Source organism: Bacillus sp. 105MF, assembly GCF_000374885.1.
Taxonomy (GTDB): domain Bacteria; phylum Bacillota; class Bacilli; order Bacillales; family Bacillaceae_G; genus Bacillus_A; species Bacillus_A pseudomycoides.
In genome coordinates this window covers 26,137-48,830 of the sequence record NZ_KB895581.1, presented here as the reverse complement: position 1 = coordinate 48,830, position 22,694 = coordinate 26,137, and the positions used below count along the sequence as shown (strand labels likewise).

Sequence of the window (22,694 nt, the reverse complement as noted above, 5' to 3'; positions counted from 1 at the left end):
AATTATCTTTTCTGCAATTCGTTTACTGTAACAAATTGATAGCCTTTTTTAGATAAAGAATCTAAAATGCTTTCAATGGTCTTTAAGGCATTATTAGAATCGTCATACATGGAATGTAATAAAATGATAGATTCAGGTTCTACATTTTTTGTAGGACCTGAATCAAAGGTTAGGGCGACGACTTTTTGATTTGTTTCTACCCGATTTGTTAATTTACCAAATAGTTGATACGTTCGTGAATTCATTAATTTATAAGTTCCAAAGAGTAGGAAGAGAAGAGTGGTTAGTATAATCAATGATGTAATGATTCTTTTGTTCATAAAGCGCCCTCACATTATTTTTAATTTTAAAAAGTAGTGGGATGCAAGTGAGGAAAATTTATCATATAATAAAGTTGAATCAAAAGGTATATTAGGAGGTGTTGATATGGCGATTACAATACAATTGCCAGACACTGCAGCGTCTCATGCAAAGCCAAGTATGGAAATGGCGATACTTTGCGTGAGGTAGACAAGTAGTATTCAATCGCCAAAATGAGCTCGTATCATTTCTTTTATATTTGGCTTTGCACCTTATTGAAATGAACCATAAAAAATAAGGGGCGAGCAGAAATGAAATACGTAAAGGCAGCGACTGTTTTACCAGAAAACTTAATTGCAGAAATTCAAAAGTATGTACAAGGTGAAACAATTTACATTCCAAAACAAGAAACTAAACATTATAAATGGGGTACACGATCTGGCGGAAGAAAGCAACTTGATGCACGGAATAGAGACATTAAACATGCTTTTAAAAGTGGAACTACCATTCATCAATTAGCAGAGGAATACTTTCTTTCTACGGAAACGATAAAAAAAATCGTGTATTCAAAATAATAATGAAAAACACTGATTATTCAATTAGAAATAATCAGTGTTTTTTTGTGTATACTTTGTTTATGAATCGTTTTCGACATTTTATAAAATAAGTGTATTGTATACAATAAAAAGAGATCAACAATTTGTATGGAGTGATAATAATGGAAGCATTTATTAGAAGTGATCAATATAATTTTATAAAATCACAAACTCATATTCTAGCGCATGGACACGCAACAGCAAACGATAGAGGTGTTATTGCTGCGCTGAAGTCTCTTGCAATAGAAAAAGTGTTACATGTTTTTGAAAATCTTACTGATGAACAAAAAAAAATAATCGATACGATTTTGGCAGTTGAAAATAGAGAGAAGGCAGAAGCGTTTTTACTTCAGTTAAATCCATATGTTATTCCGTTTCAGGAAATTACACCACAAGCGTTAAAAAAAATATTTCCTAAAGCTAAAAAATTGAAGCTTCCTGAAATAGAAGAAATAAATATGAAAGAAATGTCGTATTTAGGTTGGATTGATAAAGGAACGGGCAGAAAGTTTATTATAGCAAAGAACGGAAATAAGTTTGTTGGCCTACAGGGAACATTTCAAAGTATAAATAAAAAGAGTATTTGTTCATTGTGTCATGGTCACGAAGAAGTAGGTCTGTTTTTAGTTGAAATAAAAGGTGATGTACCAGGTACTTTTGTTAAAAAAGGAAACTATATTTGTAAAGATAGTATAGCATGTAATCAGAATATGACTTCGCTTGATAAATTACATGACTTTATTGAGAGATTGAGGAAATAAATTATTGCAAAAGATCGTACTAAACTACATTCATCACTATAATTGTGTGTGAGTTCAAGAAAACAAAAATGACCTGTTCCCTAAAGAATAGAGGAACAGGTCTAGGGATACTTTTCAATAGGTAGGAGATGTAAATCTCTACCCATTGAAATTCACTTAGATCATAACGCCATTATCTGCAAAGTGATACCACTTTCCATCAATGAACAGGTAGCTAGTAGCCATGGAACCATTTGTATTTAGATAATACCAAGTAGATCCTTCTTTTAACCAGCCAGTAGCCACAGAACCATTTGTATTTAGATAATACCAAGTAGATCCTTCTTTTAACCAGCCAGTAGCCATAGAACCATTTGTATTTAGATAATACCAAGTAGATCCTTCTTTTAACCAGCCAGTAGCCATAGAACCATTTGCATTTAGATAGTACCAAGTATCGCCTGCTGGTAACCAGCCAGTAGCCATAGTCCCATCTCCATAAAAGAAATACCAAGCCCCTTTTATATTTTTCCATGCTGTAGCCATGGAACCATCTTCATTATAGTAATACCAAGTGCCTTTATAGGGCCCACTAGTAATCTCACGCCAACCTGTCACCATAGTCCCATTATCATTAAAATAATACCCTTTATCATTAATCAATTTTTCCCCTATAGCCATGGAACCATCTTCATTGTAGTAATGCCATCCGTCGGAACCACCAAAGTGTTTCCAACCTGTCACCATGCTGCCATTATCATTAAAGTAAAATGTTTGTCCTATAATCGTTTTTTTACCTGTGGCCATGAATCCTTCTTCATCGAAGTAATACCAAGTGCCTTTAATATTTTTCCAATCTTTAACCATGGAGCCATCTTCATTAAAATAACGCCATTTTCCGTTATAAGACACAGGTCCATTAAATTGTTTCCAACCTGTCATCATAGCTCCATTATCATTAAAATAATATGTTTTTTTATTAATAGTTTTCAAGTCTGTAACCATAATTCCATCTTTACCAAAGAAATACCAAGTGCCGTCGATCTTTTTCCAATCTTTAGCTGTATTACCATCTTCATTAAAGTAATACCAAGAACCTCCATATTTTGACCAATGTGGAACCATAGCCCCATTTTCTTCACCTTGCTCAATTGCATATGTATGATTCTGAACAACTACATTTTCTTCTGCATGAGAAACTGTAGGAACTACAAACATTGCAGCCATTAAAATTGGTAAAATAGATTTCTTCATTTTCCATATCCCCCAAATAATGAATAATTTTAGTTTTTATTTTCACAAAAGAATTATATTCTGTAATATTGAAATAATCAATGTGTCTTGTAATATAAATGTAATGTTTTTTGATTTATTGAAATTTAATTTGCTTTTTTGTCATAAATTAAGTGGGTTTGCAATTTAAGTAATTTACTTTATTTCTTGAATCATTATCATCCCTTGAATAGACCGCACCAATTCCAATTATATATGTAAAATAAAAACGCCTATTATATCATGTGTGCCATTTTATAAACGCACTCTTTTAATAAGTGATTTATGAAATTTCTTGCCTTTTAATAAAAACTATTTTTCATACTTTGTATGTTGATTAGAATAAGCTATGCAATTATGCATAGACAGAAAAAGAGTGAATAGAGGGTAACGAATCATTTTCTATATGGCATGATTTTTGCATTTTAATAAAAAATATTCATATAAAAAAAGTTTCTTTCGGGTGCAAAAAATTATGTTTGAAAAGGGGAAATGAGAAATGAAATATCCACTAACACCAGATGTAAAACCAGAGTTTTGTACGACAGGTACATTTATGAGATTGCCATCAAGTAATGAGCAAGCAAAAGTTGCTATTTTAGGAATGCCATTTGATACTGCTGCTTCTTTTCGCGTTGGTGCTCGTTTTGCTCCACAAGCAATTCGTCAGGCATCGATGACCTTATTTCCATATCATCCAATTCACCATGTATACCCATTTGATGACACAAATGCGATTGATATTGGTGATGTTTCTGTGATTCCACATAATATTCATCGCAGCTATGATTTAATAGAGGAAGCCGTTTTTGGGTTAATGCAGCAAGGAATTATCCCGATAGGTCTTGGAGGGGATCATTCTGTTACATTAGCAAGCCTTCGTGCGGCAGCGAAGGTTCATGGACCTGTGGCAATGATTCATTTCGATTCGCACACAGATACATGGGATACATATTATGAGGAAAAATATTGGCACGGTTCGCCGTTTATACGTGCACATGAAGAAGGGCTACTACAGCCAGACAAAGTATTTCAAATTGGAATTCGTGGAACATTGAATCATCCTGGTGATATAGAAGCTAGCAATGACTTAGGATATAACGTTATTACAACAGCAGAATTATGTAATCGTGGTTTTGAAAGTATCCTTGAGCAAATGCGAACAACGATTGGCGATACACCGTGTTTCTTAACGTTTGATATTGATTTTGTAGATCCATCTTGTGCGCCTGGTACAGGGACATTAGAAGTTGGGGGATTTAACAGTCGTGAGACATTAAATATGGTGCGTTCATTAAGTGGTTTTAATTATATTGGTTTCGATTTAGTGGAAGTGTTACCGCCATATGATCCAGCTCAAATTACTTCTTTATTAGCTGCGACACTAGTACATGATTTTGCTAGTTTGATTGCGTTGCAGTTGAAAAATGAAGTGAATAAGTAAGGCGTTAATTATTATACTGAAATATAAAAAGGCCGATGAAACAATTTTTCATCAGCCTTAAAGATGTCTGTTTATTATTTCTGTTGCCAATTTTCCTTAATAAAATCTTCACGACCAGACTCTTTACGCTCCTGAGCATATTTCTCAGGATTTTTTTTATAAAAATGTTGATGATATTCTTCCGCTTCGTAAAAAGGAGCAGCTGAACGAATTTCCGTCACGATTGGATCCTTAAACATACCGCTTTCTGCTATTGCTAGCTTTGATTTTTCAGCTAGCTCTTTTTGCGATTCATTATGATAAAAAATCGCTGTGCGATAGGATGGTCCACGGTCAAAAAATTGCCCGCCATCATCAGTTGGATCAATTTGTGGCCAGTATAAATCTAGTAATTTTTGATAAGAGAAAATAGAAGGATTGAAAGTAATTTGAACAACTTCTAAATGCCCAGATGTTCCAGACTTTACTTGTTCGTATGTTGGGTTTGGGGTGTGGCCACCAGCATAGCCTGAAACAACTTTTTGAATACCTGGAAGTTCATCAAATGGTTTTACCATGCACCAAAAGCAGCCGCCTGCAAAGGTTGCGAGTTCGTATGTTTTTTCTGTCATTGCTGTAATCCTCCTAAATAGATATGTTTTATCTAGTATTATATAAATTGTTTTATTGCGCAATAAAAAAGATTTGAAACTATATGTTTTTTTATAAACAAGAACCACCGCTCACATCAATTAATTGTCCAGTAACCCATCGGCTGTCAGAGGAAGCAAGAAATGCAGCGGTATCTGCAATATCTTCTACTTCTCCTAAACGGCCGAAAGCAGAGATTTCAGTTGCATATCGTTTCATCATTGGATCACTTAAGAGTTCAGCATTCATATCTGTTTTAATAAAGCCTGGTAGTATCGCATTAACTGTAATCCCTCTTGCTCCAAGTTGCTTTGCTAGTGTAAAAGTCATTGTGTTGATCGCGCCTTTTGTCATGCTGTAGGCAATGAAATCGGGTAAAGAAATTCGTGTTGCAGCTGATGAAATATTGATAATACGGCTATTGTCACGTAAACGTGACAATGCCTGTTGAATAATAAAAAATGGGGCTTTTGTATTCACGGAAATCATTCGATCGAAAAAGTCTTCAGTTGTTTCTTCAATAAAGGCTCCCGGACCGATTCCTGCGTTATTTACTAAAATATCAAATTTATTTTCACCTGTATGTTTTTGCAATTTGTCATCTAAAGATTGGTAAAGAGATTCTACACCATGTAACGATTTGAGGTTACCATTTATAGAAAAAGCTGAACCGCCATTTGATTGAATTTCCTGCACTGTTTCTTCTGCATCGCTTTTACGATTTCCATAATGAACAGCAACTAATGCACCGTCGTTTGCTAAGCGTTTTGCAATAGCGCGTCCAATTCCACGGCTTGCTCCAGTAACCAATGCAACTTTGCCTTTTAACATATTCACATCATCTCCTTAATAATTTTACATATGTATGAAGCTGTCTTTTCTAATAGACAAGCCTTAAGTAATATATGAGTGTTGGATTGAGATTCATTCCTTTTTTATTTTGATAAAAAGTTCGGATTATAATTTAAAATAAAATTTTTCAAAAAACATGTTGACAATGAAAAGAATGAAGTCCTATAATACGTGTAATAACTCAAAAGTTAATTTAGAATTTTCTGATTTTTATATATTGTATATGCAAAGAAGAGGAAAGTAGATGATTATGAAAGTTTCAGAGAGCTGCCCCATGGCTGTGAGGGTGGTAACGATCGAATCATTGAAGATCACCTTGGAGCATCGCTTGCGAAAGGGAAACCGAGTAGAGAGCGGCGGTTTCATCCCCGGTAAAAGGGTGATAGTCTGATAGGACTTACAGAGCTTATATTTTGTGAGAAATATAAGGAAGCTGAGTGGTACCGCGAAACTCTCGCCTCAGCAATCAAAGCTACTATGACGTAGTGATTGATTGCTGAGGCGAGAGTTTTTACTTTAGAAAAGAGAATAGAAGAATGCAAAGAAGAGGAGAGTAAACGATACAAATTGTTTCAGAGAGCTGCCCCGTGGCTGTGAGGGTGGTAACAATTGTATCGGTTGAAGATCACCTCAGAGCACTGCCCTTGAAAAAACTGAGTAGAGAGCAGCGGAGTTGTTCCCGGTAAAAGAACAAAAGTCTAATAGGACTTACAGAGCATATATTTCGCGAGAAGTATAAGGAAGCTGAGTGGTACCACGATTCCCTCGTCTCAGCAATGGATTGCTACACGTTTGTAGAAAATCGATTGTTGAGGCGAGGATATTTTATAATTAATATACAGAATATTCTGATAAAATGTATTCTTCTCAGCAATCGATAAAAAGATGGATTGCACATAAAGAGATAAAAAAGAGGAGCGATGTAAGATGGGAAACCAGTATATCTATATGAATGGGGAATTAGTAGAAAAAGAAAAGGCTGTTGTATCTGTTTACGACCACGGTTTTTTATATGGAGACGGCGTATTTGAAGGGATTCGTAGCTATGGCGGAAATGTATTTTGTTTAAAAGAGCATTTAAAGCGTTTATATGAATCTGCGAAATCGATTTTACTAACGATCCCGATGACAATCGAAGAGATGGAACAAGCGGTTTTACAGACACTACAAAAAAATGAATATGCAGATGCATATATTAGATTAATTGTTTCAAGAGGAAAAGGGAATTTAGGGCTGGATCCAAGAAGCTGCACGAAACCAAGTGTCATTATCATTGCTGAACAGTTAAAGTTGTTCCCGCAAGAGTTCTATGATAACGGTCTTAGTGTTGTATCTGTTGCGTCTCGTCGAAATATGCCAGATGCACTTGATCCACGTATTAAATCGATGAACTATTTAAATAACGTACTCGTAAAGATTGAAGCAGCACAAGCAGGTGTGCTAGAAGCGCTTATGTTAAATCAACAAGGGTATGTTTGTGAAGGATCGGGAGATAACGTATTCATTGTGAAAGATGGAAAAGTAGTAACGCCACCTGCGTATTTAGGAGCTCTTGAAGGGATTACAAGGAATAGTGTCATTGAACTTTGTGAAAGGTTAAATATGCCTTGTGAAGAAAGACCATTTACTCGTCACGATGTATATGTAGCAGATGAAGTATTTTTAACAGGAACTGCAGCGGAATTAATTCCAGTTGTAAGAGTGGATTCAAGAGAAATCGGAAATGGAAAGCCAGGGGAAGTAACAAAACAGTTAACGGAAGAATTTAAAAAGTTAACGAGAGAGCGAGGAGTGCGCGTTCCGGGACTAGCAGAGAGTTTAGCTTAACAAACAGGGGAAGGAGTTATTGAAATGGTGGAACAACATGCAGTGTGTGATGAAGTATATAGCAGAGAAGTAAAAAAAGTAACAGGTGCCGGACATGTGATTCAATGTTTAAAGAAATTAGGTGTAACAACAGTATTTGGCTATCCGGGCGGAGCTATTTTACCAGTTTACGATGCGCTGTATCGCAGTGGTTTGAAACATGTTTTAACGCGTCATGAACAAGCAGCTATTCATGGAGCAGAAGGGTATGCGAGAGCTTCTGGAGAGGTCGGGGTAGTATTTGCTACCTCCGGCCCTGGGGCTACAAACTTAGTTACTGGTTTAGCAGATGCGCATATGGATTCGATTCCTTTAGTAGTAATTACAGGGCAAGTAGCAACACCTCTCATTGGAAAAGATGGTTTTCAAGAAGCGGACGTTGTGGGAATCACAATGCCGGTTACAAAGCATAATTATCAAGTACGAGATGTGAATCAGCTATCACGTATATTGCAGGAGGCATACTATATCGCTAAAAGTGGACGGTCAGGACCAGTTGTTGTGGATTTTTGTGTAGAAGAGGGCGAAAACGTATTTCCAATGGTTCCTCCTAATAAAGGGAATCATGAAATGATTATGAAGAGGTGGGAAGAATGAGTCATACTTTTTCACTCGTTGTCAATAACGATCCCGGTATTTTATTAAGAGTAAGTGGGATTTTTGCTCGGCGTTGCTATAACATTTCTTCTTTAAACTTAAATGAAGGAGAAACAAGAGAAGTTTCTAAAATGAAACTTACAGTAGCTTGTACAGAAAAGGAAGCAGTATTACTCGTTAATCAGTTAAAGAAATTAATTGATGTTCTGCAAGTAAATAAATTATAAGGAGTGTATGTGAAGATGAAAACATATTATGAAAAAGATGCAAATTTAGAGGTATTAGCAGGGAAAACGGTGGCAGTAGTTGGTTATGGGTCACAAGGTCATGCGCAAGCTCAAAATTTACGTGATTCCGGTGTTCATGTTGTAGTGGGTGTTCGTCCAGGAAAATCTTTTAGCGTAGCGAAAGCGGATGGTTTTGAAGTAATGTCAGTTTCAGAAGCGGTAAGAACCGCAGACGTTGTACAAGTATTATTGCCAGATGAACAGCAGGCGCATGTATATCGAAATGAAGTAGAAAAGAATCTTCGCGAAGGACAGATGTTACTTTTCTCACATGGATTTAATATTCACTTTGGACAAATTCAGCCACCAAGTTACGTAGATGTAGCGATGGCTGCGCCAAAAAGTCCAGGACATCTTGTTCGCCGCGTATTTCAAGAAGGAAATGGTGTTCCAGCTTTAGTTGCCGTTTATCAAAATGCGACTGGAAACGCTTTTGATGTAGCTCTTGCATATGCCAAAGGAGTTGGTTGTACACGTGCTGGTGTAATTGAAACATCATTCCAAGAAGAAACAGAGACGGATTTATTTGGAGAACAGGCTGTATTATGCGGCGGGGTAACTGCACTTGTGAAAGCAGGCTTTGAAACGTTAACAGAAGGTGGATATCGTCCGGAGATTGCATATTTCGAATGCTTACATGAGCTAAAGTTAATTGTTGATTTAATGTACGAAGGTGGTCTAACGAATATGCGCCATTCTATTTCAGATACAGCAGAGTTTGGTGACTATGTAACAGGATCTAGAATTGTTACAGATGAAACGAAAAAAGAAATGAAACGAGTTCTTGCGGAGATTCAGCAAGGCGAATTTGCAAAGAAATGGATTTTAGAAAATCAAGCAGGACGTCCAACTTACAATGCGATGAAAAAGGCAGAGCAAAATCATCAACTTGAAAAAGTAGGAGCAGAATTACGAGAGATGATGACTTGGATCCAGCAGCCAAAGGGGAAAGAGTTAGTGAAAAAGTAGTAGGAGATAGATAAGTGAAAATGAACAGAAGGGACTTGAAAAGATGAGAAGTGACATGATTAAAAAGGGATTTGACAAAGCACCACATCGTAGTTTATTAAAAGCAACTGGTTTAAAAGATGAAGACTTTGATAAGCCGTTTATAGCAATTTGTAATTCTTTCATTGAAATTATTCCAGGTCATAAACATTTAAATGAATTTGGTCGTCTTGTAAAAGAAGCGGTACGTGCAGCTGGTATGGTTCCGTTTGAGTTTAATACAATTGGGGTAGATGATGGGATTGCGATGGGGCATATCGGTATGCGCTATTCGCTCCCAAGCCGTGAAATTATCGCCGATTCAGTGGAAACGGTAGTAAATGCACACTGGTTTGATGGGATGATTTGTATTCCGAACTGTGACAAAATCACACCAGGCATGATGATGGCCGCATTACGTGTTAACATTCCGACTATATTTGTTTCTGGTGGTCCAATGGCTGCAGGGAAAACATCAAAAGGAGAAGTAGTCGACTTAAGTTCCGTTTTTGAAGGGGTAGGTGCCTATCAATCTGGGAGAATTTCAGAAGAAGAGTTAAAGGATATTGAAGATCACGGTTGTCCATCTTGTGGTTCTTGTTCAGGTATGTTCACTGCAAATTCAATGAACTGTTTATGTGAAGTATTAGGGCTTGCGCTTCCTGGGAATGGTAGCATTTTAGCAACAGACCCAAGGCGTGAAGAACTAATTCAACAAGCAGCTGAAAAATTAAAAGTATTAATTGAATGTGATATTAAACCACGAGATATCGTAACAGAAGAAGCGATTGACGATGCATTTGCATTAGATATGGCGATGGGAGGATCAACAAATACGGTATTACATACGTTAGCAATCGCACAGGAAGCGGGACTTGATTATGATATGAGCCGAATTGATGCAGTTTCAAGACGCGTTCCACATTTATGTAAAGTGAGCCCAGCTTCTAATTGGCATATGGAAGATATTGATCGTGCAGGTGGTATCAGCGCTATTTTAAAAGAGTTAAGTAGAAAAGAAGGTGTACTCCATCTGGACCGTATTACAGCTACTGGCCAGACATTACGAGAAAACATCGCTCATGCAGAAATTCAAGATAAAGAAGTAATTCACTCTCTTGAAAATCCTCATAGTGAAGAAGGTGGTCTGCGTATATTAAAAGGAAACCTTGCAAAAGATGGTGCTGTTATTAAAAGTGGTGCAACAGAAGTGAAACGTTTCGAAGGACCATGTGTTATTTTTGGGTCTCAAGACGAGGCGCTTGCAGGGATTATGCTAGGTAAAGTGAAAAAAGGAGATGTTGTTGTTATTCGTTATGAAGGCCCAAGAGGTGGACCTGGTATGCCAGAAATGTTAGCTCCAACTTCAGCAATTGCTGGTATGGGATTAGGCGCAGATGTTGCACTATTAACAGATGGTCGGTTTTCAGGGGCATCACGCGGCATTTCAGTAGGACATATTTCACCAGAAGCTGCTGCTGGCGGAGAGATTGCACTTCTCGAGCAAGGCGATATTGTATGTATTGATGTAGAGGAACGTTTACTTGAAGTGAGAGTAAGTGATGAAGAATTAGAAAAACGGAGAAAAGAATGGAAAAAACCAGAGTTAAAAGTGAAAACAGGATGGCTTGGGCGCTATGCACAAATGGTAACATCAGCGAATACAGGTGCAGTGCTAAAAATGCAAAATTTTGATTAAATCCATATAAAAGAGATAAGGAATGATACGAGATGGTGCAAAATGTAAGGGAAAGAGTGAAGATCGAAGATATCCTTGTGGCTCATAATCATATGAAGGATATCGTCAATAAAACACCGCTCCAGCGGGATTCAGTTTTATCTGAGAAATATGAATGTGATGTATATGTGAAACGAGAAGACTTACAAGTAATTCGTTCGTTTAAAATTCGAGGTGCTTACAATTTAATTCAAAGCTTATCGAAAGAACAATTACACAATGGGGTTGTATGTGCTAGTGCTGGTAATCATGCGCAAGGGGTTGCTTATACGTGTAATTTATTGAATATTCAGTCTAAAATTTTTATGCCAACAACAACACCTAAGCAAAAAGTATCTCAAGTACAATTTTTTGGTGGTACTTATGCGGAAATTGTGTTAGTTGGGGACACATTTGATAGCTCTTTCCAAGAAGCGCAGCGCTATTGTGAGGAAAATAGCATGATGTTTGTTCATCCGTTTGATGATCCATATGTAATTGCGGGTCAAGGGACAGTCGCTGTTGAAATCTTACACGATATGGAGAAACATGTGGATTATGTCTTCACAGCAATTGGTGGCGGTGGTTTAGCATCAGGTATTGGTACATATGTAAAAGGGGTGAGTCCTACGACAAAAGTAATCGGCGTGGAACCAAAGGGAGCAGCATCGATGAAAGAAGCTTTTTTACAAAATGAAAACGTGGCCCTAGAAAAAATCGATAGTTTCGTTGATGGAGCAGCTGTCAAAAAGGTAGGGAAATTAACCTTTGAAACGTGTAAAGACGTATTGGATGATATTGTATTGATTCCTGAAGGGAAAATTTGTACAACGATTTTAGAATTGTACAAGAAAAATGCAATCGTTGCGGAGCCAGCTGGTGCTCTTTCAATTGCGGCACTCGATTTTTATAAGGACGAAATTAAAGGGAAAACCGTTGTTTGTACGTTAAGTGGTGGAAATAACGATATTGATAGAATGCAGGAAATGAAAGAACGCTCTCTCATTTACGAAGGGTTAAAACATTATTTTATTATTGAATTTCCGCAACGTTCAGGAGCATTGCGAGAATTTCTTGATAAAGGATTAGGACCAGAGGATGACATCACTCGTTTTGAGTATATTAAAAAACATAATAAAGAAAATGGACCTGCACTCGTTGGAGTGGAGCTAAAACATAAAGAAGATTATGAACCGTTAATTACCCGTTTTCGAGAAAATAATATTCAATTTATGGAGTTAAATAAAAACCCTGTTTTGTTTGATTTGTTAATTTAATATACAAAAAGAAAGGAAGCTTTTTAGTGAAAAGCTTCCTTTTTTCTAACTACGTTTATTTTTGATTGTTCCAGTTTCATCAATTTCTACATCAGTTGAAATGGTTTGTAAATATTGTAGTGTTTTTTTCTTTTCCTCAGGGGTGGCTGGTGAAATTTGATCATTACGAATGATATAAGGGTTAATTGACATTTGTACATCTTTTCCTTTAAATGTAAGGGTCAATACACCTGTTTCAGCACTTTTTCCTTTTACATAGTTAGGGAATAAGAAGTTTCCTAATGAATAAGCGACAGGGACTTTGTTGTAGTATTCAAATCCTTGTAACCAATGTGGGTGACTTCCAACAATCGCATCAGCACCAGCTTCGACTATTTTCGGTACATATTGTTTTTGGTAGTCTACAGGTCTATTAGATTTTTCAACACCCCAATGCATATATACAATCAGATAATCGGCGTCTTTCTTTTGTTCTTTAATCGTTTTTGTTACTAGATTGATATCATATCCATTTGCAACACCTGGCTTGTCTTTACCAGCTACCCAGGTAAAGTCAGGCATAAAACGAACAAAGGAAAGGAATTTAATTTTTTTCCCTTTTACTGTGATTTCTCTAGCTGTGTATGCATCATCTGCATTTTTTCCAGCTCCAATATAAGGGAGTTTTAGTTTTTCTACATGAGATATCGTATCCATTAAACCATCTTGTCCATAGTCGAGCGTATGGTTATTGCCAATATTCACAATGTCATAGCCTGTGTTTTTAATAGCTGGTAATGTGGAAGGATCGCTTTTGATCCAGAATGACTGACCAGGGGCCTTTTTCTCCCGTGTTGTAAATGCAGATTCCAAGTTTATAAAGGAAATATCAGCTTTGGTTATTTCATCTTTTACATGCTGGAACGGATAATCAGCACCGTTTTTTTGAATAGCTGGTCGTAAATTCCAATCGAACATCGTATCACCAGAGAAAGTAATTGTAATTTCAGGATTCTCTTTCTTCTTTGTGTCCGTTGCTTTTTTCGTTTTATTTTCTACCCCAGCTGTATCTTTTGCTTTTGATGTAAAGGAGTTATTTATCAATAAAACAATCGGTGTAATGAGAATTACTATTAAAATAAATCGTTTAAATAAAGGTGTCATAGTTATCTTTCCTTTTTCTTTTTATATCATGACTTCCTTTTAGAAAGTTCAATGATGAGAGTTTCATATAATATGTACAAAAATGAGTAAGTGCTTAATAGTTTATCCCGCTATTTATGGACAGTAACACTCCCGTCTTAAAATTCAGCGGAAGCAAAGAGGTTAAGGTGGGAGATGAACTGCCCGTAAAAGTCTGATTGGTGAGAGCTGATTAAAGTTTCACTTTATGTATGCTAGACATGGTATGTAAGATGAAAGATGCTTACGTCAGATGATAGCTATGTATTAAGAGCTCATCTCATAGTGTAATATTACGGTAACATGAAACGAGGAAAAAATACAATACATAAGTCGATTTTCCTTGTAGAGTTTTGAAAATTCCGTTAAAATTTCGTGTATTTTGTTGTATGTTAGATATAAAAATTAAAAAAATAATGGTTGAAGAGGATGGAGAAGGCATAATGGTTATATTAGGAGCAGTGGTGAACGGAATTTGTATACTAATTGGTACTATATTAGGTAAACTATTAAGTAATATTCCAGAAAGTATGAAAGGGACAGTTATGCATACAATTGGTTTAGCTGTTACTGTACTTGGTCTTCAAATGGGATTAAAAAGCGAAAACTTTCTTGTTGTAATTATAAGTCTTGTTATTGGTTCAGTGATTGGAGAATGGTTGGAGTTAGAAGGAAAGTTAAAGAGTTTAGGGGATTGGCTAGAAAAAAAGGTTGGCTCAAAAGGAGAAGGGAGTATATCTCTTGGATTTGTGACAGCTACATTAATCTTTGCTATCGGAGCAATGGGGATACTTGGAGCTTTGGATAGCGGTATTCGTGGAAATCATGATGTGCTATTTACAAAAGCAATTATTGATGGATTTATTTCGCTTATTTTAACGACAACGCTTGGAATAGGCGTACTATTTTCAGCAATACCAGTCATTTTATATGAGGGAGGTATTGCGATTTTCGCGACGCAAATTAATAGTTTTGTACCAGAGAAGCTAATGAATCAGTTTATCGTAGAAATGACCGCGACTGGTGGGATTATGATTTTTGCAATTGGACTCAATTTACTTGGTTTTATTAAAATTAAAGTGGCAAATTTATTGCCTGGGATAGTGGTAGTTGGGATTATTGTTTCTATTATATATGGATATGATTTGTATGTTTAGTTAGGCTGAATAGCCCAATCCTGTTTTGAAACAGTTTTGGGCTATTTGTATGTAAAAAATTAATATGCTTTTTTCATAAAATGAACAAAGCCACCTGTAAATACAATCACAAAGCTCCCGATTACGACAAATACTAGTGTTTGAACAGAGATATAAAACAGCCCAGAGCCTTCTTTAGGAAGCATAGCGAGAAAAGGTTGGGACCATGGATAGATGGGACCGAACCTTGCAGAATTCGCAATTATCATAGCGGGTATGGAAGCTATAACATTTAAAGCAATCGGTGCTGCAAAGCTGGACCAAATACTTGAAACCCATAATTGTAAGGCGATTAAAGGGAGGGTAGCAATCCAGCCGCCTACTACACTTTTTACTATAGTAGCTAGAGGGAATGGCCCAGGGACATGCAAAAGTTGTCCAACGCTAATATAACTTATAATGAAGAAGACTTGCATCGCACCTATAAATAAGAGAATAAAGAGAAATTTTATAATATAGACGTGATATCGTGATATAGGTTGTACTAAAAGTTGTTTCCAACCACCATTTGAATGTTCATATCGGCAAATAAATGCAGTGAAAATGCCTGTTAATAATGGAAGAAGCAACATACCATGTACCATTATCATGATATTATAAATTAACTCCCAATGTTTATAATCGGGATAGTTTGAGGCATTTGCATAAGCTATTACTCCTGCTAAAATCGGGCTTAAAAATAGTAATGTCCATATTTTGGTTTTTTTAATTTTATAAAATTCAGCTCGTATGGTTTTAAGCCAAAGCATTATTTATGCACATCCCTTCTAGTAAAATCTGCTGTTTCAATACATAACATACATATACCAACGATTAGGCCTATTGCTACACATAGAAGTGGAGACCCCCAGTCAATACGTAGGCTTGGCCATCTCCATATGAACCAATTGGGAAGAGCTACTGCAAACATCGTGAAAATAGTTCCTAAAAGTCCGATTGTAAATGCGATACTTTGGTTTTGAAATATGATAGCAATCCATAGTTGTAGCGCTACAATTGGCAGTGCCGACCAATAAGGATAGAAACTCATTTTAAATATAGAAAGCCATGGAATGGAAGCATCGAATTGTAATGCTAAACCCAATCCAACTATGCCAATTAATAATAAAGAACAAGATACAGCAAGCAGGAAAAATACCAGTATGAATTTTACTAGAAAAATATGTCGCTTATTAATAGGTAAGGATAAGAGATGCTTCCATGAACTAGAATGATGCTCTATGTGCGCAATTAAAGAAGTAACAATCGTAATTCCTAATATAAGAGTTGTGAGAGCAAGCGGTTGAGCTTCAGAAATGAGGCCGCTCCATAAGTCTTTCGCATATTTCTTTGTCAACCAATCATATCGAAGAAAGAAGTTACATGCTTGAAGAGAAATAACACCTATTGGTCCTAAAAAGATTAAAAACCAAATCCACTTCTTTTTTATTTTTAAAAGCTCAGATTGAAAGAGGCGTTTGTACATGTGTCTCTTCCTCCTTTATAAGCTGTAAGAATATCTCTTCGAGTGACTTTTTATTTTCTTCAATTCGGAATACAGAAATGTTATGTGTTACAAGTGTTTTTACAATTTCGCCAACAGTTTCATTTGATACATTTGATAGAATAATTCGCTGCTCTTCTTGCATAGAAGGAATCCCCTTAGCGAGAATGATTTTCCAAGCTGCATCTGATTTGTCTGTCATAAGTGAAATAGAGTGCTGAGCATGGCGGCGCAATGTTTCTATTTTGTCTTGAAAAATAAGCTTTCCTTTTGCAATGATACCAACATAAGTTGCCATTTGATCAATTTCACTTAATAAGTGACTAGATATAAGGATGGTAATTCCTCTTTCTTTTGCTAATTGCTTAATTAACGTACGAATCTCATGAATCCCCTCTGGATCGAGTCCGTTTGTCGGTTCATCTAAAATTAATAGCTGTGGATCACCAAGTAAGGCAATTGCAATTCCTAACCGTTGTTTCATTCCTAATGAGTATTCTTTTACCTTTTGTTTGGCAGCATGTTGTAAACCGACAATTTGTAACACTTCCTCAATTTTTTCTTTCGGAGCATTTCTTAAAATCCGGTAAACCTCTAAATTCTCAATGGCATTTAGGTGGGCATAATAAGATGGATTTTCAACGAGAGCTCCAATTTTAGATAATATGGATAAGCGTTCTTTAGCCAAATCTTGTTGAAATATCACGACCTTTCCTTGCGTTGGTTTAATAAGGCCTAATAACATGCGAATGCTAGTTGTTTTACCAGCTCCGTTAGGCCCGAGAAATCCATAAATCTCTCCTTTTGGAATTTTTAAATCTACGTTATGTACTACATAATCATTTCGATATCTTTTTGTTAACCCTGTCGTTTTCAAAATATAATTCATGTTCCTATCACCTCAAATCAAGTATAGGAAATAAAGGTTAATGATAATGTTAGAAGAGTTTAAGATTTGTTTAAATTTATACAGTATTCCCTAATTTTGGAGTGTGCTGGTTTTCAAATCGTGTTGTATTCCTTATGATGGAAGAGAAAGGTTAAATTTGTATATGAAGGTGAAGAAATGACACACATTTTATATGTTGAGGATGATCACGAGATTGGGGAATGGGTCAAAAGAGAACTGCAGAAACAAGAGTATGAAGTTGCATGGTTTACTTCAGAGAATGGTACGAATGAAGTATGTGAAATAGCAGATGTAATTGTTTTAGACGTTATGTTGCCAGGCCTTGATGGTTTTACACTAGGGCAACGTTTTAAAAGTGAGTATCCAGATACCCCTATTATTATGCTAACTGCAAGAACAACATTAGAAGATAAAATATATGGATTAACATTTGCTGATGATTATATAACAAAGCCATTCCATCCAAAAGAGTTAATGGCACGTATTGAAGTTTTATTAAGGCGGTATAACAAAGATGGAGCAGAAGTGCAACATGTGAAACATTTAAAAGTATTTATGAAAGAATACCGAATTGTTGATATAGACACGGGTGAAGAAATTGTTTTATCAGGAAAGCAGCATCAAATCTTTTTTTATTTGATGAAGAATATGAATCGTACATTAACGAAAGAACAAATTTTTGAGGCAGTATGGAATGAATCCTACATAGAAGGAGATAAATCATTGATGGTTCATATCCGTCATTTACGCGAAAAAATAGAGAGAAATCCAAGTAGTCCTCAAATAATAGAAACAATACGTGGAATAGGTTATCGGTGTAAAGTATGATAAAAAGTACATCACTATTACGAAAGTACTTATTTATCATATTTATAGCGGTTATATTGTTACCTCTCATTGTCCCACTCAGTTCGTTTCTCTTTATTAAATATATCGAGTGGATAGAGGATTTTAAAGTTGCGTATTCTAGTGTGCAAATAGAAGAGGAATGGAGAAATAAAGCGACAGATTTACACGGAAAAAATCCTGAAGGAATTGAGCGAACTTTTCAAGAATTTCAAGGGAAATATCCAGAAGGATCAATGTTTTGGGTAGATAATAAAGGGAAAACGAACCTTCAAATTCCTAAAAAACAAAATATTCCACAGGAGTGGAGTGCAAGTGATGCAGTTGCATTTATGAAAAGGAGTTTTGAAGGGGATCCATTTACAGTTGTATCTTACATTGGAAAAGAGAAGCAAGGGGCATTTATGGTATTTCAAATTCCGAGGAAATATGTGAAGGCACCAATTGCTCAAATACGTGAAAGGTATGAAATTGTTTTTGAAATGGTTATTATTGGATGTTTCACAACATTTATCATTATCTCTATCATCTTTTTTCTTAAGATTAGAAAAAGATTATTAAAGTTACAAAAAGCAATGGAACTTCCGCAAGACCAGACACTTCCGTCAAAAATTTCTATATCAAAGCAAGACGAGATTGGCTTATTAGAAGAGTCTTTTAATCGTATGGTAGAGGCTTTACAGCAAAGTCGATTGAAGGAGGAGGAAGAGGAGCAATTTCGTAGAAAACTAATTGCCGATCTTTCTCATGATTTGCGAACGCCATTAACGACAATGCGTGCACAAATAGATTCTTTAAAAGAAGAAGTTATCTCAGTCAAAGGACAGAAAACAATCGTACGAATGGATGAAAAAATTAATTACTTAGCGGAGTTAATAGAGAACTTACTATCGTATTCATTAATAACGGCAAAGAAATATCCATATCATCCGGAACGAAGGGATATGACACGTTTAATGAGAAAGGTTGTTGCATCATGGTATGACATATTAGATGAGAAAGGTTTTGAGGTTGATATTGTGATTCCAGAAAAGCAATTGTTTTGGAATATCGATGAAAATTGGTTTCAAAGAATTATAGATAATGTAATTCAAAATGTAGTTAGGCATGCAGATGATGGGAAATTTATAGGGGTATATGTAAACCATGGGGAAAAAACAATTACAGTTGTTGACCATGGGCCAGGTTTTCAAAATACTCATTCGCAAAATAAAGGTGCGGGAATTGGATTATCTATTATTGCTGTTATGGCGAAAGAGATGGGTATCGACTGGAGTATAGAATCTGATGATACAGGAGCGAAGTGTATATTTAAAAAATTGCCGTAGAAGGGAGAATATACATGGAAGAGTTTCGATTCGCAAAGCGTGTAAATAGAATCTTTCAAATTGCAAGCAAAGAATCTAAATATAATGAGTATATCATTCGCCCGTTAGATTTATTTATAGGAGCCTATAAAGAAGGAACAGGGGTTTGTAGTGAATTATATATGTATTTATTTCATAATATAGGGCTAGATCTTGTAACGAAATTTGTACAATTACAACAAAGGGGCTTTCAAGATAAAAGATATATAGAAGTACAAGGATACAAAGTTTCTTATAAAACAATGGGGATATTACAGTTAGCTAAACATAAGATGGCGCGATTTAATCAATTATATGTGAATGAAGGACATATTTTAAGCGTGATCCTTCAGCAAGATGAGACAATAGCAAGTCTAATAGACGAAGATATGAAACAAAGTATTTTACAGATTGTTTCAGTACCAAGAGATATGACTGTAAATTTGAATAGTTGTGAAATACCAACAAGTATGAAACATGCCGTTTGCAATGTTAGACGAGCTGTTCAATTTGATTTAGAAGAACTTCTTCAATTTGTTATGTTTGAATTTGGAGAAAGATGGATCGATGCAATTCATAATGGTTTTCAAATATATCAAGAAATGCCAATATATATCGCAGTGCAAGAGAAGAAGATTATTGGTTTTGCTTGTTATGATGTTGTAAGAGGAAAGAAGGGGCTGTTTGGACCGATGGGAATCGCTAAAAATAATCGTGTAAAGGGTGTAGGAAGAGAACTATTACATAGATGCTTGGCTGAAATGCAGCAAATTGGTTATGAATATGCAGTGATTGGTCAGGCAGGTCCGATTGAGTTTTATGAGGAGAGTTGTGGTGCGCAAGTAATACATATTATATAGAGATTGCTTTGATTAGAAATGTCACAGAAGCAATAGGAGTGTTGTTTATTGTTCTTACATGTTATTGTAGTTTTTGAATAAGGTTTGATCTATGAATCATATTGCTAAACTTTTTCAGTAGAAGGGTGTAGAATGGGTATCTAAGAAAGAAGGTGTGCAAATGGCCAGCTGGAAAAGAAATTTAATCATTTGTTGGCTTGGGTGTTTTACCACTGCAGCCGGTATGAGTTTAGTGATACCATTTTTATCCTTTTATATTGAGGATCTAGGAGTAACGGGTACATCTGAAATTGCACAGTGGTCAGGAATTGCATTCGGTGTAACTTTTTTAATGGGTGCGATTGTATCACCAATATGGGGGAAACTCGGTGATATACATGGTCGGAAATTGATGCTCATTCGTGCGAGTCTTGGTATGGCAATGATTATGACGCTTATGGGATTTGTTACAAATGTATATCAATTAGTTGCACTTCGTTTTTTAATGGGGGCAGTGTCAGGATTTCTTTCGACTGCAATCACATTTATAGCAGCAGAAACACCGAAAGAGCATTCAGGCTGGGCAATTTCTACTATATCAACAGGTGGTGTAAGTGGTTCCTTACTTGGCCCGATGCTTGGTGGCTATTTGTCTGAATTAATCGGAATGCGTCATGTATTTTTAGTAACGGGTGCTTTTTTATTTCTTTCATTTTTAATTGTTTTTTTCTTTTTACATGAATCGAATCATTCTGTTCAAGCAAAAAAAGAGCAACCAAAAAAAGTATGGACGATGGTTCCGGCGAAACATTTTATTATAAGCCTATTTGTAGTAACCTTTATGATTCAACTTGCAAATATGTCCATACAACCTATTATTACGTTGTATGTGAAACATTTAGCGGGTCCTCATATGGATCATATTGAGATAATTGCGGGGGCAGTGATATCTGCAACAGGTCTAGCAGTCATTTTAGCAGCTCCTAAACTAGGGAGATTATCGGATCATATTGGCCCTCAAAAAACGTTAGTTGTAGCATTGTTCGTTGCAGGAATTGTTTTTATTCCACAAGCATTTGTGACAGCTGCTTGGCAATTATTCATATTGCGTTTTCTATTAGGGATTGCACAAGCTGGATTGTTACCTTCCGTACAAACTCTACTTAAACAACATACACCACAACATGTGACTGGACGTATTTTTGGATATAATCAATCCTTTCAGTTTTTAGGAAATATGATTGGACCAGTACTCGGTGGACAAATTGCCGCACATGCCGGGTTTCAATATGTATTCTTCTCTACAGCATCGCTTTTATTCTTAGCTTGCATTTGGGTATATTTCAATAGTAAAGGTGCAGTGGTGTCAGAAAAAGAGTATTTGAAAGTTAGTTAACAAGGTGAAATATGTAAGTTGTAAAAAAGGATGAAGCGAACCGTGCTTCATCCTTTTTGTTCGAAATCAGTTAAAACTGGAAGCAAAGGTAACTTAATGTTCCAAGCTCATAGCTACGATGAATGACTTTCCCTTCAGCGTTACCACTTCCCATAGCGATGAAAAGAGGGACAAAGTGTTCTGCTCTTGGAACGGCTAAACGGGCATGAGGAGCGGCAGTTTCCCAGTTAAACAATGAATCTTTATCGTTATTTTGCATATGATTTATAATCCAATCATCAAATTCAACAGCCCATCGTTCAGGAGTCACTTGATCCCATTTGAGTGCACGTAAATTATGGACAGTAACACCGCTGCCGATTGCTAAAATATCCTCTTGACCAAGTCCTTGAATCGCTTGTCCAATTTCATATTGCTCTTTTGCGGGAAGGAATGGATTTACTGAAATTTGAACGACAGGTATATCGGCTTTTGGATACATACGATGTAATAGTGTCCATGAACCATGATCTAATCCTCGAGTTGTATCTTTGTGAACGGGAATCCCGTTATTCTTAAATTTTGTTTCTAGCATTGTTGCAATGGCTGAAGAACCTTTTGCTTTATATTTTATTTCATATAATTCAGGAGGGAATCCGCCGAAATCATAAATTGTTTCATATTCATTATCTGAAGATGAGATAGTTAATACTTCAGTTTCCCAGTGTGCTGTAAAAATAACAATTGCTTTTGGTTTATATGTTTCTCCAAGTGTTTTTAGAAAACGTGTATAATCTGTATCTTGAATAGCAAGCATTGGTGAGCCGTGCGCTAAAAATAATGATGGCATCATAAGTGAAACCTCCTAAAATATATTAATTACTTTATGTAAGTAACTATAATATTTAATTTGTTGTTCGTCAAGATAATGGTTTGAGTCTTTGCTTAGAAAGTGCAGTGTTTGTCATAATAC

The 22,694-nt window shown here is 36.0% G+C and carries 22 protein-coding genes, 1 pseudogene and 2 other annotated features; of the genes and pseudogenes, 14 read left to right on the top strand and 9 right to left on the bottom strand.

What is annotated here, in order from left to right; translation table 11 throughout:
• Window positions 1-2: 2 nt before the first annotated feature.
• On the bottom strand, window positions 3-320 hold the full coding sequence (locus tag C564_RS0120860; RefSeq protein WP_018766688.1) for a hypothetical protein: 318 nt from the start codon (window positions 318-320) through the stop codon (window positions 3-5).
• 291 nt (window positions 321-611) lie between these two features.
• On the opposite strand from C564_RS0120860, the gene C564_RS0120850 reads away from it, so the two are divergent.
• Window positions 612-875 carry a CD3324 family protein gene (locus tag C564_RS0120850; RefSeq protein ID WP_003203805.1) on the top strand — a complete coding sequence of 88 codons (264 nt, stop codon included), beginning with the start codon at window positions 612-614 and terminating at the stop codon, window positions 873-875.
• 143 nt (window positions 876-1,018) lie between these two features.
• Window positions 1,019-1,657 carry a FusB/FusC family EF-G-binding protein gene (locus C564_RS0120845; protein ID WP_006094452.1) on the top strand — a complete coding sequence of 213 codons (639 nt, stop codon included), beginning with the start codon at window positions 1,019-1,021 and terminating at the stop codon, window positions 1,655-1,657.
• Between the two features lie 156 nt (window positions 1,658-1,813).
• Here C564_RS0120845 and C564_RS0120840 read toward each other — a convergent pair whose 3' ends face one another.
• The gene (locus C564_RS0120840) at window positions 1,814-2,890 is read right to left on the bottom strand and encodes an N-acetylmuramoyl-L-alanine amidase family protein (protein WP_018766687.1); all 1,077 of its coding nucleotides are present in this window, start codon (window positions 2,888-2,890) and stop codon (window positions 1,814-1,816) included.
• 517 nt (window positions 2,891-3,407) lie between these two features.
• On the opposite strand from C564_RS0120840, the gene speB reads away from it, so the two are divergent.
• Complete coding sequence (gene speB / locus C564_RS0120835) at window positions 3,408-4,352, top strand: agmatinase (RefSeq protein ID WP_018766686.1); 945 nt, start codon at window positions 3,408-3,410, stop codon at window positions 4,350-4,352.
• Between the two features lie 74 nt (window positions 4,353-4,426).
• Here speB and msrA read toward each other — a convergent pair whose 3' ends face one another.
• Entirely contained in the window at window positions 4,427-4,963 is a 537-nt protein-coding gene (msrA, locus tag C564_RS0120830; protein ID WP_018766685.1) for a peptide-methionine (S)-S-oxide reductase MsrA, read from the bottom strand.
• 91 nt (window positions 4,964-5,054) lie between these two features.
• Entirely contained in the window at window positions 5,055-5,813 is a 759-nt protein-coding gene (locus C564_RS0120825; protein WP_003202700.1) for an SDR family oxidoreductase, read from the bottom strand.
• A 240-nt stretch (window positions 5,814-6,053) separates the two neighbouring features.
• Window positions 6,054-6,299, top strand: a binding site (T-box leader).
• A gap of 67 nt (window positions 6,300-6,366) precedes the next feature.
• Window positions 6,367-6,610, top strand: a binding site (T-box leader).
• Between the two features lie 151 nt (window positions 6,611-6,761).
• On the opposite strand from C564_RS0120825, the gene ilvE reads away from it, so the two are divergent.
• The 6 genes and pseudogenes from ilvE to ilvA all read left to right on the top strand — a co-directional run bounded on the left by ilvE (window position 6,762) and on the right by ilvA (window position 12,565).
• Window positions 6,762-7,661: a branched-chain-amino-acid transaminase gene (gene ilvE / locus C564_RS0120820; protein ID WP_018766684.1), complete on the top strand. Its 900-nt coding sequence runs from the start codon at window positions 6,762-6,764 to the stop codon at window positions 7,659-7,661.
• A 24-nt stretch (window positions 7,662-7,685) separates the two neighbouring features.
• Window positions 7,686-8,207: pseudogene (locus C564_RS0120815) on the top strand (thiamine pyrophosphate-binding protein); the annotation flags it as partial.
• An 86-nt stretch (window positions 8,208-8,293) separates the two neighbouring features.
• Window positions 8,294-8,524 carry an ACT domain-containing protein gene (locus C564_RS0120810; protein ID WP_018766682.1) on the top strand — a complete coding sequence of 77 codons (231 nt, stop codon included), beginning with the start codon at window positions 8,294-8,296 and terminating at the stop codon, window positions 8,522-8,524.
• Window positions 8,525-8,539: 15 nt separating this feature from the next.
• Window positions 8,540-9,553 carry a ketol-acid reductoisomerase gene (locus C564_RS0120805; protein ID WP_018766681.1) on the top strand — a complete coding sequence of 338 codons (1,014 nt, stop codon included), beginning with the start codon at window positions 8,540-8,542 and terminating at the stop codon, window positions 9,551-9,553.
• Window positions 9,554-9,596: 43 nt separating this feature from the next.
• Window positions 9,597-11,270, top strand: a complete 1,674-nt coding sequence (ilvD, locus tag C564_RS0120800) for a dihydroxy-acid dehydratase (RefSeq protein ID WP_018766680.1) — start codon at window positions 9,597-9,599, stop codon at window positions 11,268-11,270.
• Between the two features lie 32 nt (window positions 11,271-11,302).
• Window positions 11,303-12,565, top strand: coding sequence for a threonine ammonia-lyase IlvA (ilvA, locus tag C564_RS0120795; protein WP_018766679.1), 1,263 nt, complete (start codon window positions 11,303-11,305; stop codon window positions 12,563-12,565).
• Between the two features lie 45 nt (window positions 12,566-12,610).
• On the opposite strand, the gene C564_RS0120790 is transcribed toward ilvA, so the two are convergent.
• Window positions 12,611-13,708 carry a CapA family protein gene (locus tag C564_RS0120790; RefSeq protein WP_018766678.1) on the bottom strand — a complete coding sequence of 366 codons (1,098 nt, stop codon included), beginning with the start codon at window positions 13,706-13,708 and terminating at the stop codon, window positions 12,611-12,613.
• Between the two features lie 461 nt (window positions 13,709-14,169).
• On the opposite strand from C564_RS0120790, the gene C564_RS0120785 reads away from it, so the two are divergent.
• Window positions 14,170-14,883 carry a DUF554 domain-containing protein gene (locus C564_RS0120785; RefSeq protein ID WP_018766677.1) on the top strand — a complete coding sequence of 238 codons (714 nt, stop codon included), beginning with the start codon at window positions 14,170-14,172 and terminating at the stop codon, window positions 14,881-14,883.
• 59 nt (window positions 14,884-14,942) lie between these two features.
• Here C564_RS0120785 and C564_RS0120780 read toward each other — a convergent pair whose 3' ends face one another.
• From C564_RS0120780 to C564_RS0120770, 3 genes are read right to left on the bottom strand one after another with little or no spacing between them, the layout of a single operon-like run.
• Complete coding sequence (locus C564_RS0120780) at window positions 14,943-15,671, bottom strand: ABC transporter permease (RefSeq protein ID WP_018766676.1); 729 nt, start codon at window positions 15,669-15,671, stop codon at window positions 14,943-14,945.
• Window positions 15,671-16,387, bottom strand: coding sequence for an ABC transporter permease (locus tag C564_RS0120775; RefSeq protein ID WP_018766675.1), 717 nt, complete (start codon window positions 16,385-16,387; stop codon window positions 15,671-15,673). The genes C564_RS0120780 and C564_RS0120775 overlap by 1 nt, the downstream gene beginning before the upstream one ends.
• Window positions 16,362-17,294, bottom strand: coding sequence for an ABC transporter ATP-binding protein (locus tag C564_RS0120770; protein WP_003206779.1), 933 nt, complete (start codon window positions 17,292-17,294; stop codon window positions 16,362-16,364). The genes C564_RS0120775 and C564_RS0120770 overlap by 26 nt, the downstream gene beginning before the upstream one ends.
• Window positions 17,295-17,471: 177 nt before the next feature.
• Between C564_RS0120770 and C564_RS0120765 the strand changes: the two genes are divergently transcribed.
• From C564_RS0120765 to C564_RS0120750, 4 genes are all read left to right on the top strand, one after another.
• Complete coding sequence (locus tag C564_RS0120765) at window positions 17,472-18,143, top strand: response regulator transcription factor (RefSeq protein WP_003202718.1); 672 nt, start codon at window positions 17,472-17,474, stop codon at window positions 18,141-18,143.
• Entirely contained in the window at window positions 18,140-19,489 is a 1,350-nt protein-coding gene (locus tag C564_RS0120760) for a HAMP domain-containing sensor histidine kinase (protein ID WP_018766674.1), read from the top strand. Before C564_RS0120765 ends, C564_RS0120760 begins: the two co-directional genes overlap by 4 nt.
• Before the next feature lie 14 nt (window positions 19,490-19,503).
• Window positions 19,504-20,367 carry a GNAT family N-acetyltransferase gene (locus C564_RS0120755; protein WP_018766673.1) on the top strand — a complete coding sequence of 288 codons (864 nt, stop codon included), beginning with the start codon at window positions 19,504-19,506 and terminating at the stop codon, window positions 20,365-20,367.
• 160 nt (window positions 20,368-20,527) lie between these two features.
• Window positions 20,528-21,742: a multidrug efflux MFS transporter gene (locus C564_RS0120750; RefSeq protein WP_018766672.1), complete on the top strand. Its 1,215-nt coding sequence runs from the start codon at window positions 20,528-20,530 to the stop codon at window positions 21,740-21,742.
• A 70-nt stretch (window positions 21,743-21,812) separates the two neighbouring features.
• Here C564_RS0120750 and C564_RS0120745 read toward each other — a convergent pair whose 3' ends face one another.
• Window positions 21,813-22,574, bottom strand: coding sequence for a DODA-type extradiol aromatic ring-opening family dioxygenase (locus C564_RS0120745; RefSeq protein WP_003206784.1), 762 nt, complete (start codon window positions 22,572-22,574; stop codon window positions 21,813-21,815).
• Window positions 22,575-22,694 lie beyond the last annotated feature (120 nt).

What these genes read in the sequence shown, in the direction of transcription:
- C564_RS0120860 (WP_018766688.1), bottom strand. Translation starts at nt 320, where the DNA reads ATGAACAAAAGAATCATTACATCATTGATTATACTAACCACTCTTCTC.
- C564_RS0120850 (WP_003203805.1), top strand. Translation starts at nt 612, where the DNA reads ATGAAATACGTAAAGGCAGCGACTGTTTTACCAGAAAACTTAATTGCA.
- C564_RS0120845 (WP_006094452.1), top strand. Translation starts at nt 1,019, where the DNA reads ATGGAAGCATTTATTAGAAGTGATCAATATAATTTTATAAAATCACAA.
- C564_RS0120840 (WP_018766687.1), bottom strand. Translation starts at nt 2,890, where the DNA reads ATGAAGAAATCTATTTTACCAATTTTAATGGCTGCAATGTTTGTAGTT.
- speB (WP_018766686.1), top strand. Translation starts at nt 3,408, where the DNA reads ATGAAATATCCACTAACACCAGATGTAAAACCAGAGTTTTGTACGACA.
- msrA (WP_018766685.1), bottom strand. Translation starts at nt 4,963, where the DNA reads ATGACAGAAAAAACATACGAACTCGCAACCTTTGCAGGCGGCTGCTTT.
- C564_RS0120825 (WP_003202700.1), bottom strand. Translation starts at nt 5,813, where the DNA reads ATGTTAAAAGGCAAAGTTGCATTGGTTACTGGAGCAAGCCGTGGAATT.
- ilvE (WP_018766684.1), top strand. Translation starts at nt 6,762, where the DNA reads ATGGGAAACCAGTATATCTATATGAATGGGGAATTAGTAGAAAAAGAA.
- C564_RS0120810 (WP_018766682.1), top strand. Translation starts at nt 8,294, where the DNA reads ATGAGTCATACTTTTTCACTCGTTGTCAATAACGATCCCGGTATTTTA.
- C564_RS0120805 (WP_018766681.1), top strand. Translation starts at nt 8,540, where the DNA reads ATGAAAACATATTATGAAAAAGATGCAAATTTAGAGGTATTAGCAGGG.
- ilvD (WP_018766680.1), top strand. Translation starts at nt 9,597, where the DNA reads ATGAGAAGTGACATGATTAAAAAGGGATTTGACAAAGCACCACATCGT.
- ilvA (WP_018766679.1), top strand. Translation starts at nt 11,303, where the DNA reads ATGGTGCAAAATGTAAGGGAAAGAGTGAAGATCGAAGATATCCTTGTG.
- C564_RS0120790 (WP_018766678.1), bottom strand. Translation starts at nt 13,708, where the DNA reads ATGACACCTTTATTTAAACGATTTATTTTAATAGTAATTCTCATTACA.
- C564_RS0120785 (WP_018766677.1), top strand. Translation starts at nt 14,170, where the DNA reads ATGGTTATATTAGGAGCAGTGGTGAACGGAATTTGTATACTAATTGGT.
- C564_RS0120780 (WP_018766676.1), bottom strand. Translation starts at nt 15,671, where the DNA reads ATGCTTTGGCTTAAAACCATACGAGCTGAATTTTATAAAATTAAAAAA.
- C564_RS0120775 (WP_018766675.1), bottom strand. Translation starts at nt 16,387, where the DNA reads ATGTACAAACGCCTCTTTCAATCTGAGCTTTTAAAAATAAAAAAGAAG.
- C564_RS0120770 (WP_003206779.1), bottom strand. Translation starts at nt 17,294, where the DNA reads ATGAATTATATTTTGAAAACGACAGGGTTAACAAAAAGATATCGAAAT.
- C564_RS0120765 (WP_003202718.1), top strand. Translation starts at nt 17,472, where the DNA reads ATGACACACATTTTATATGTTGAGGATGATCACGAGATTGGGGAATGG.
- C564_RS0120760 (WP_018766674.1), top strand. Translation starts at nt 18,140, where the DNA reads ATGATAAAAAGTACATCACTATTACGAAAGTACTTATTTATCATATTT.
- C564_RS0120755 (WP_018766673.1), top strand. Translation starts at nt 19,504, where the DNA reads ATGGAAGAGTTTCGATTCGCAAAGCGTGTAAATAGAATCTTTCAAATT.
- C564_RS0120750 (WP_018766672.1), top strand. Translation starts at nt 20,528, where the DNA reads ATGGCCAGCTGGAAAAGAAATTTAATCATTTGTTGGCTTGGGTGTTTT.
- C564_RS0120745 (WP_003206784.1), bottom strand. Translation starts at nt 22,574, where the DNA reads ATGATGCCATCATTATTTTTAGCGCACGGCTCACCAATGCTTGCTATT.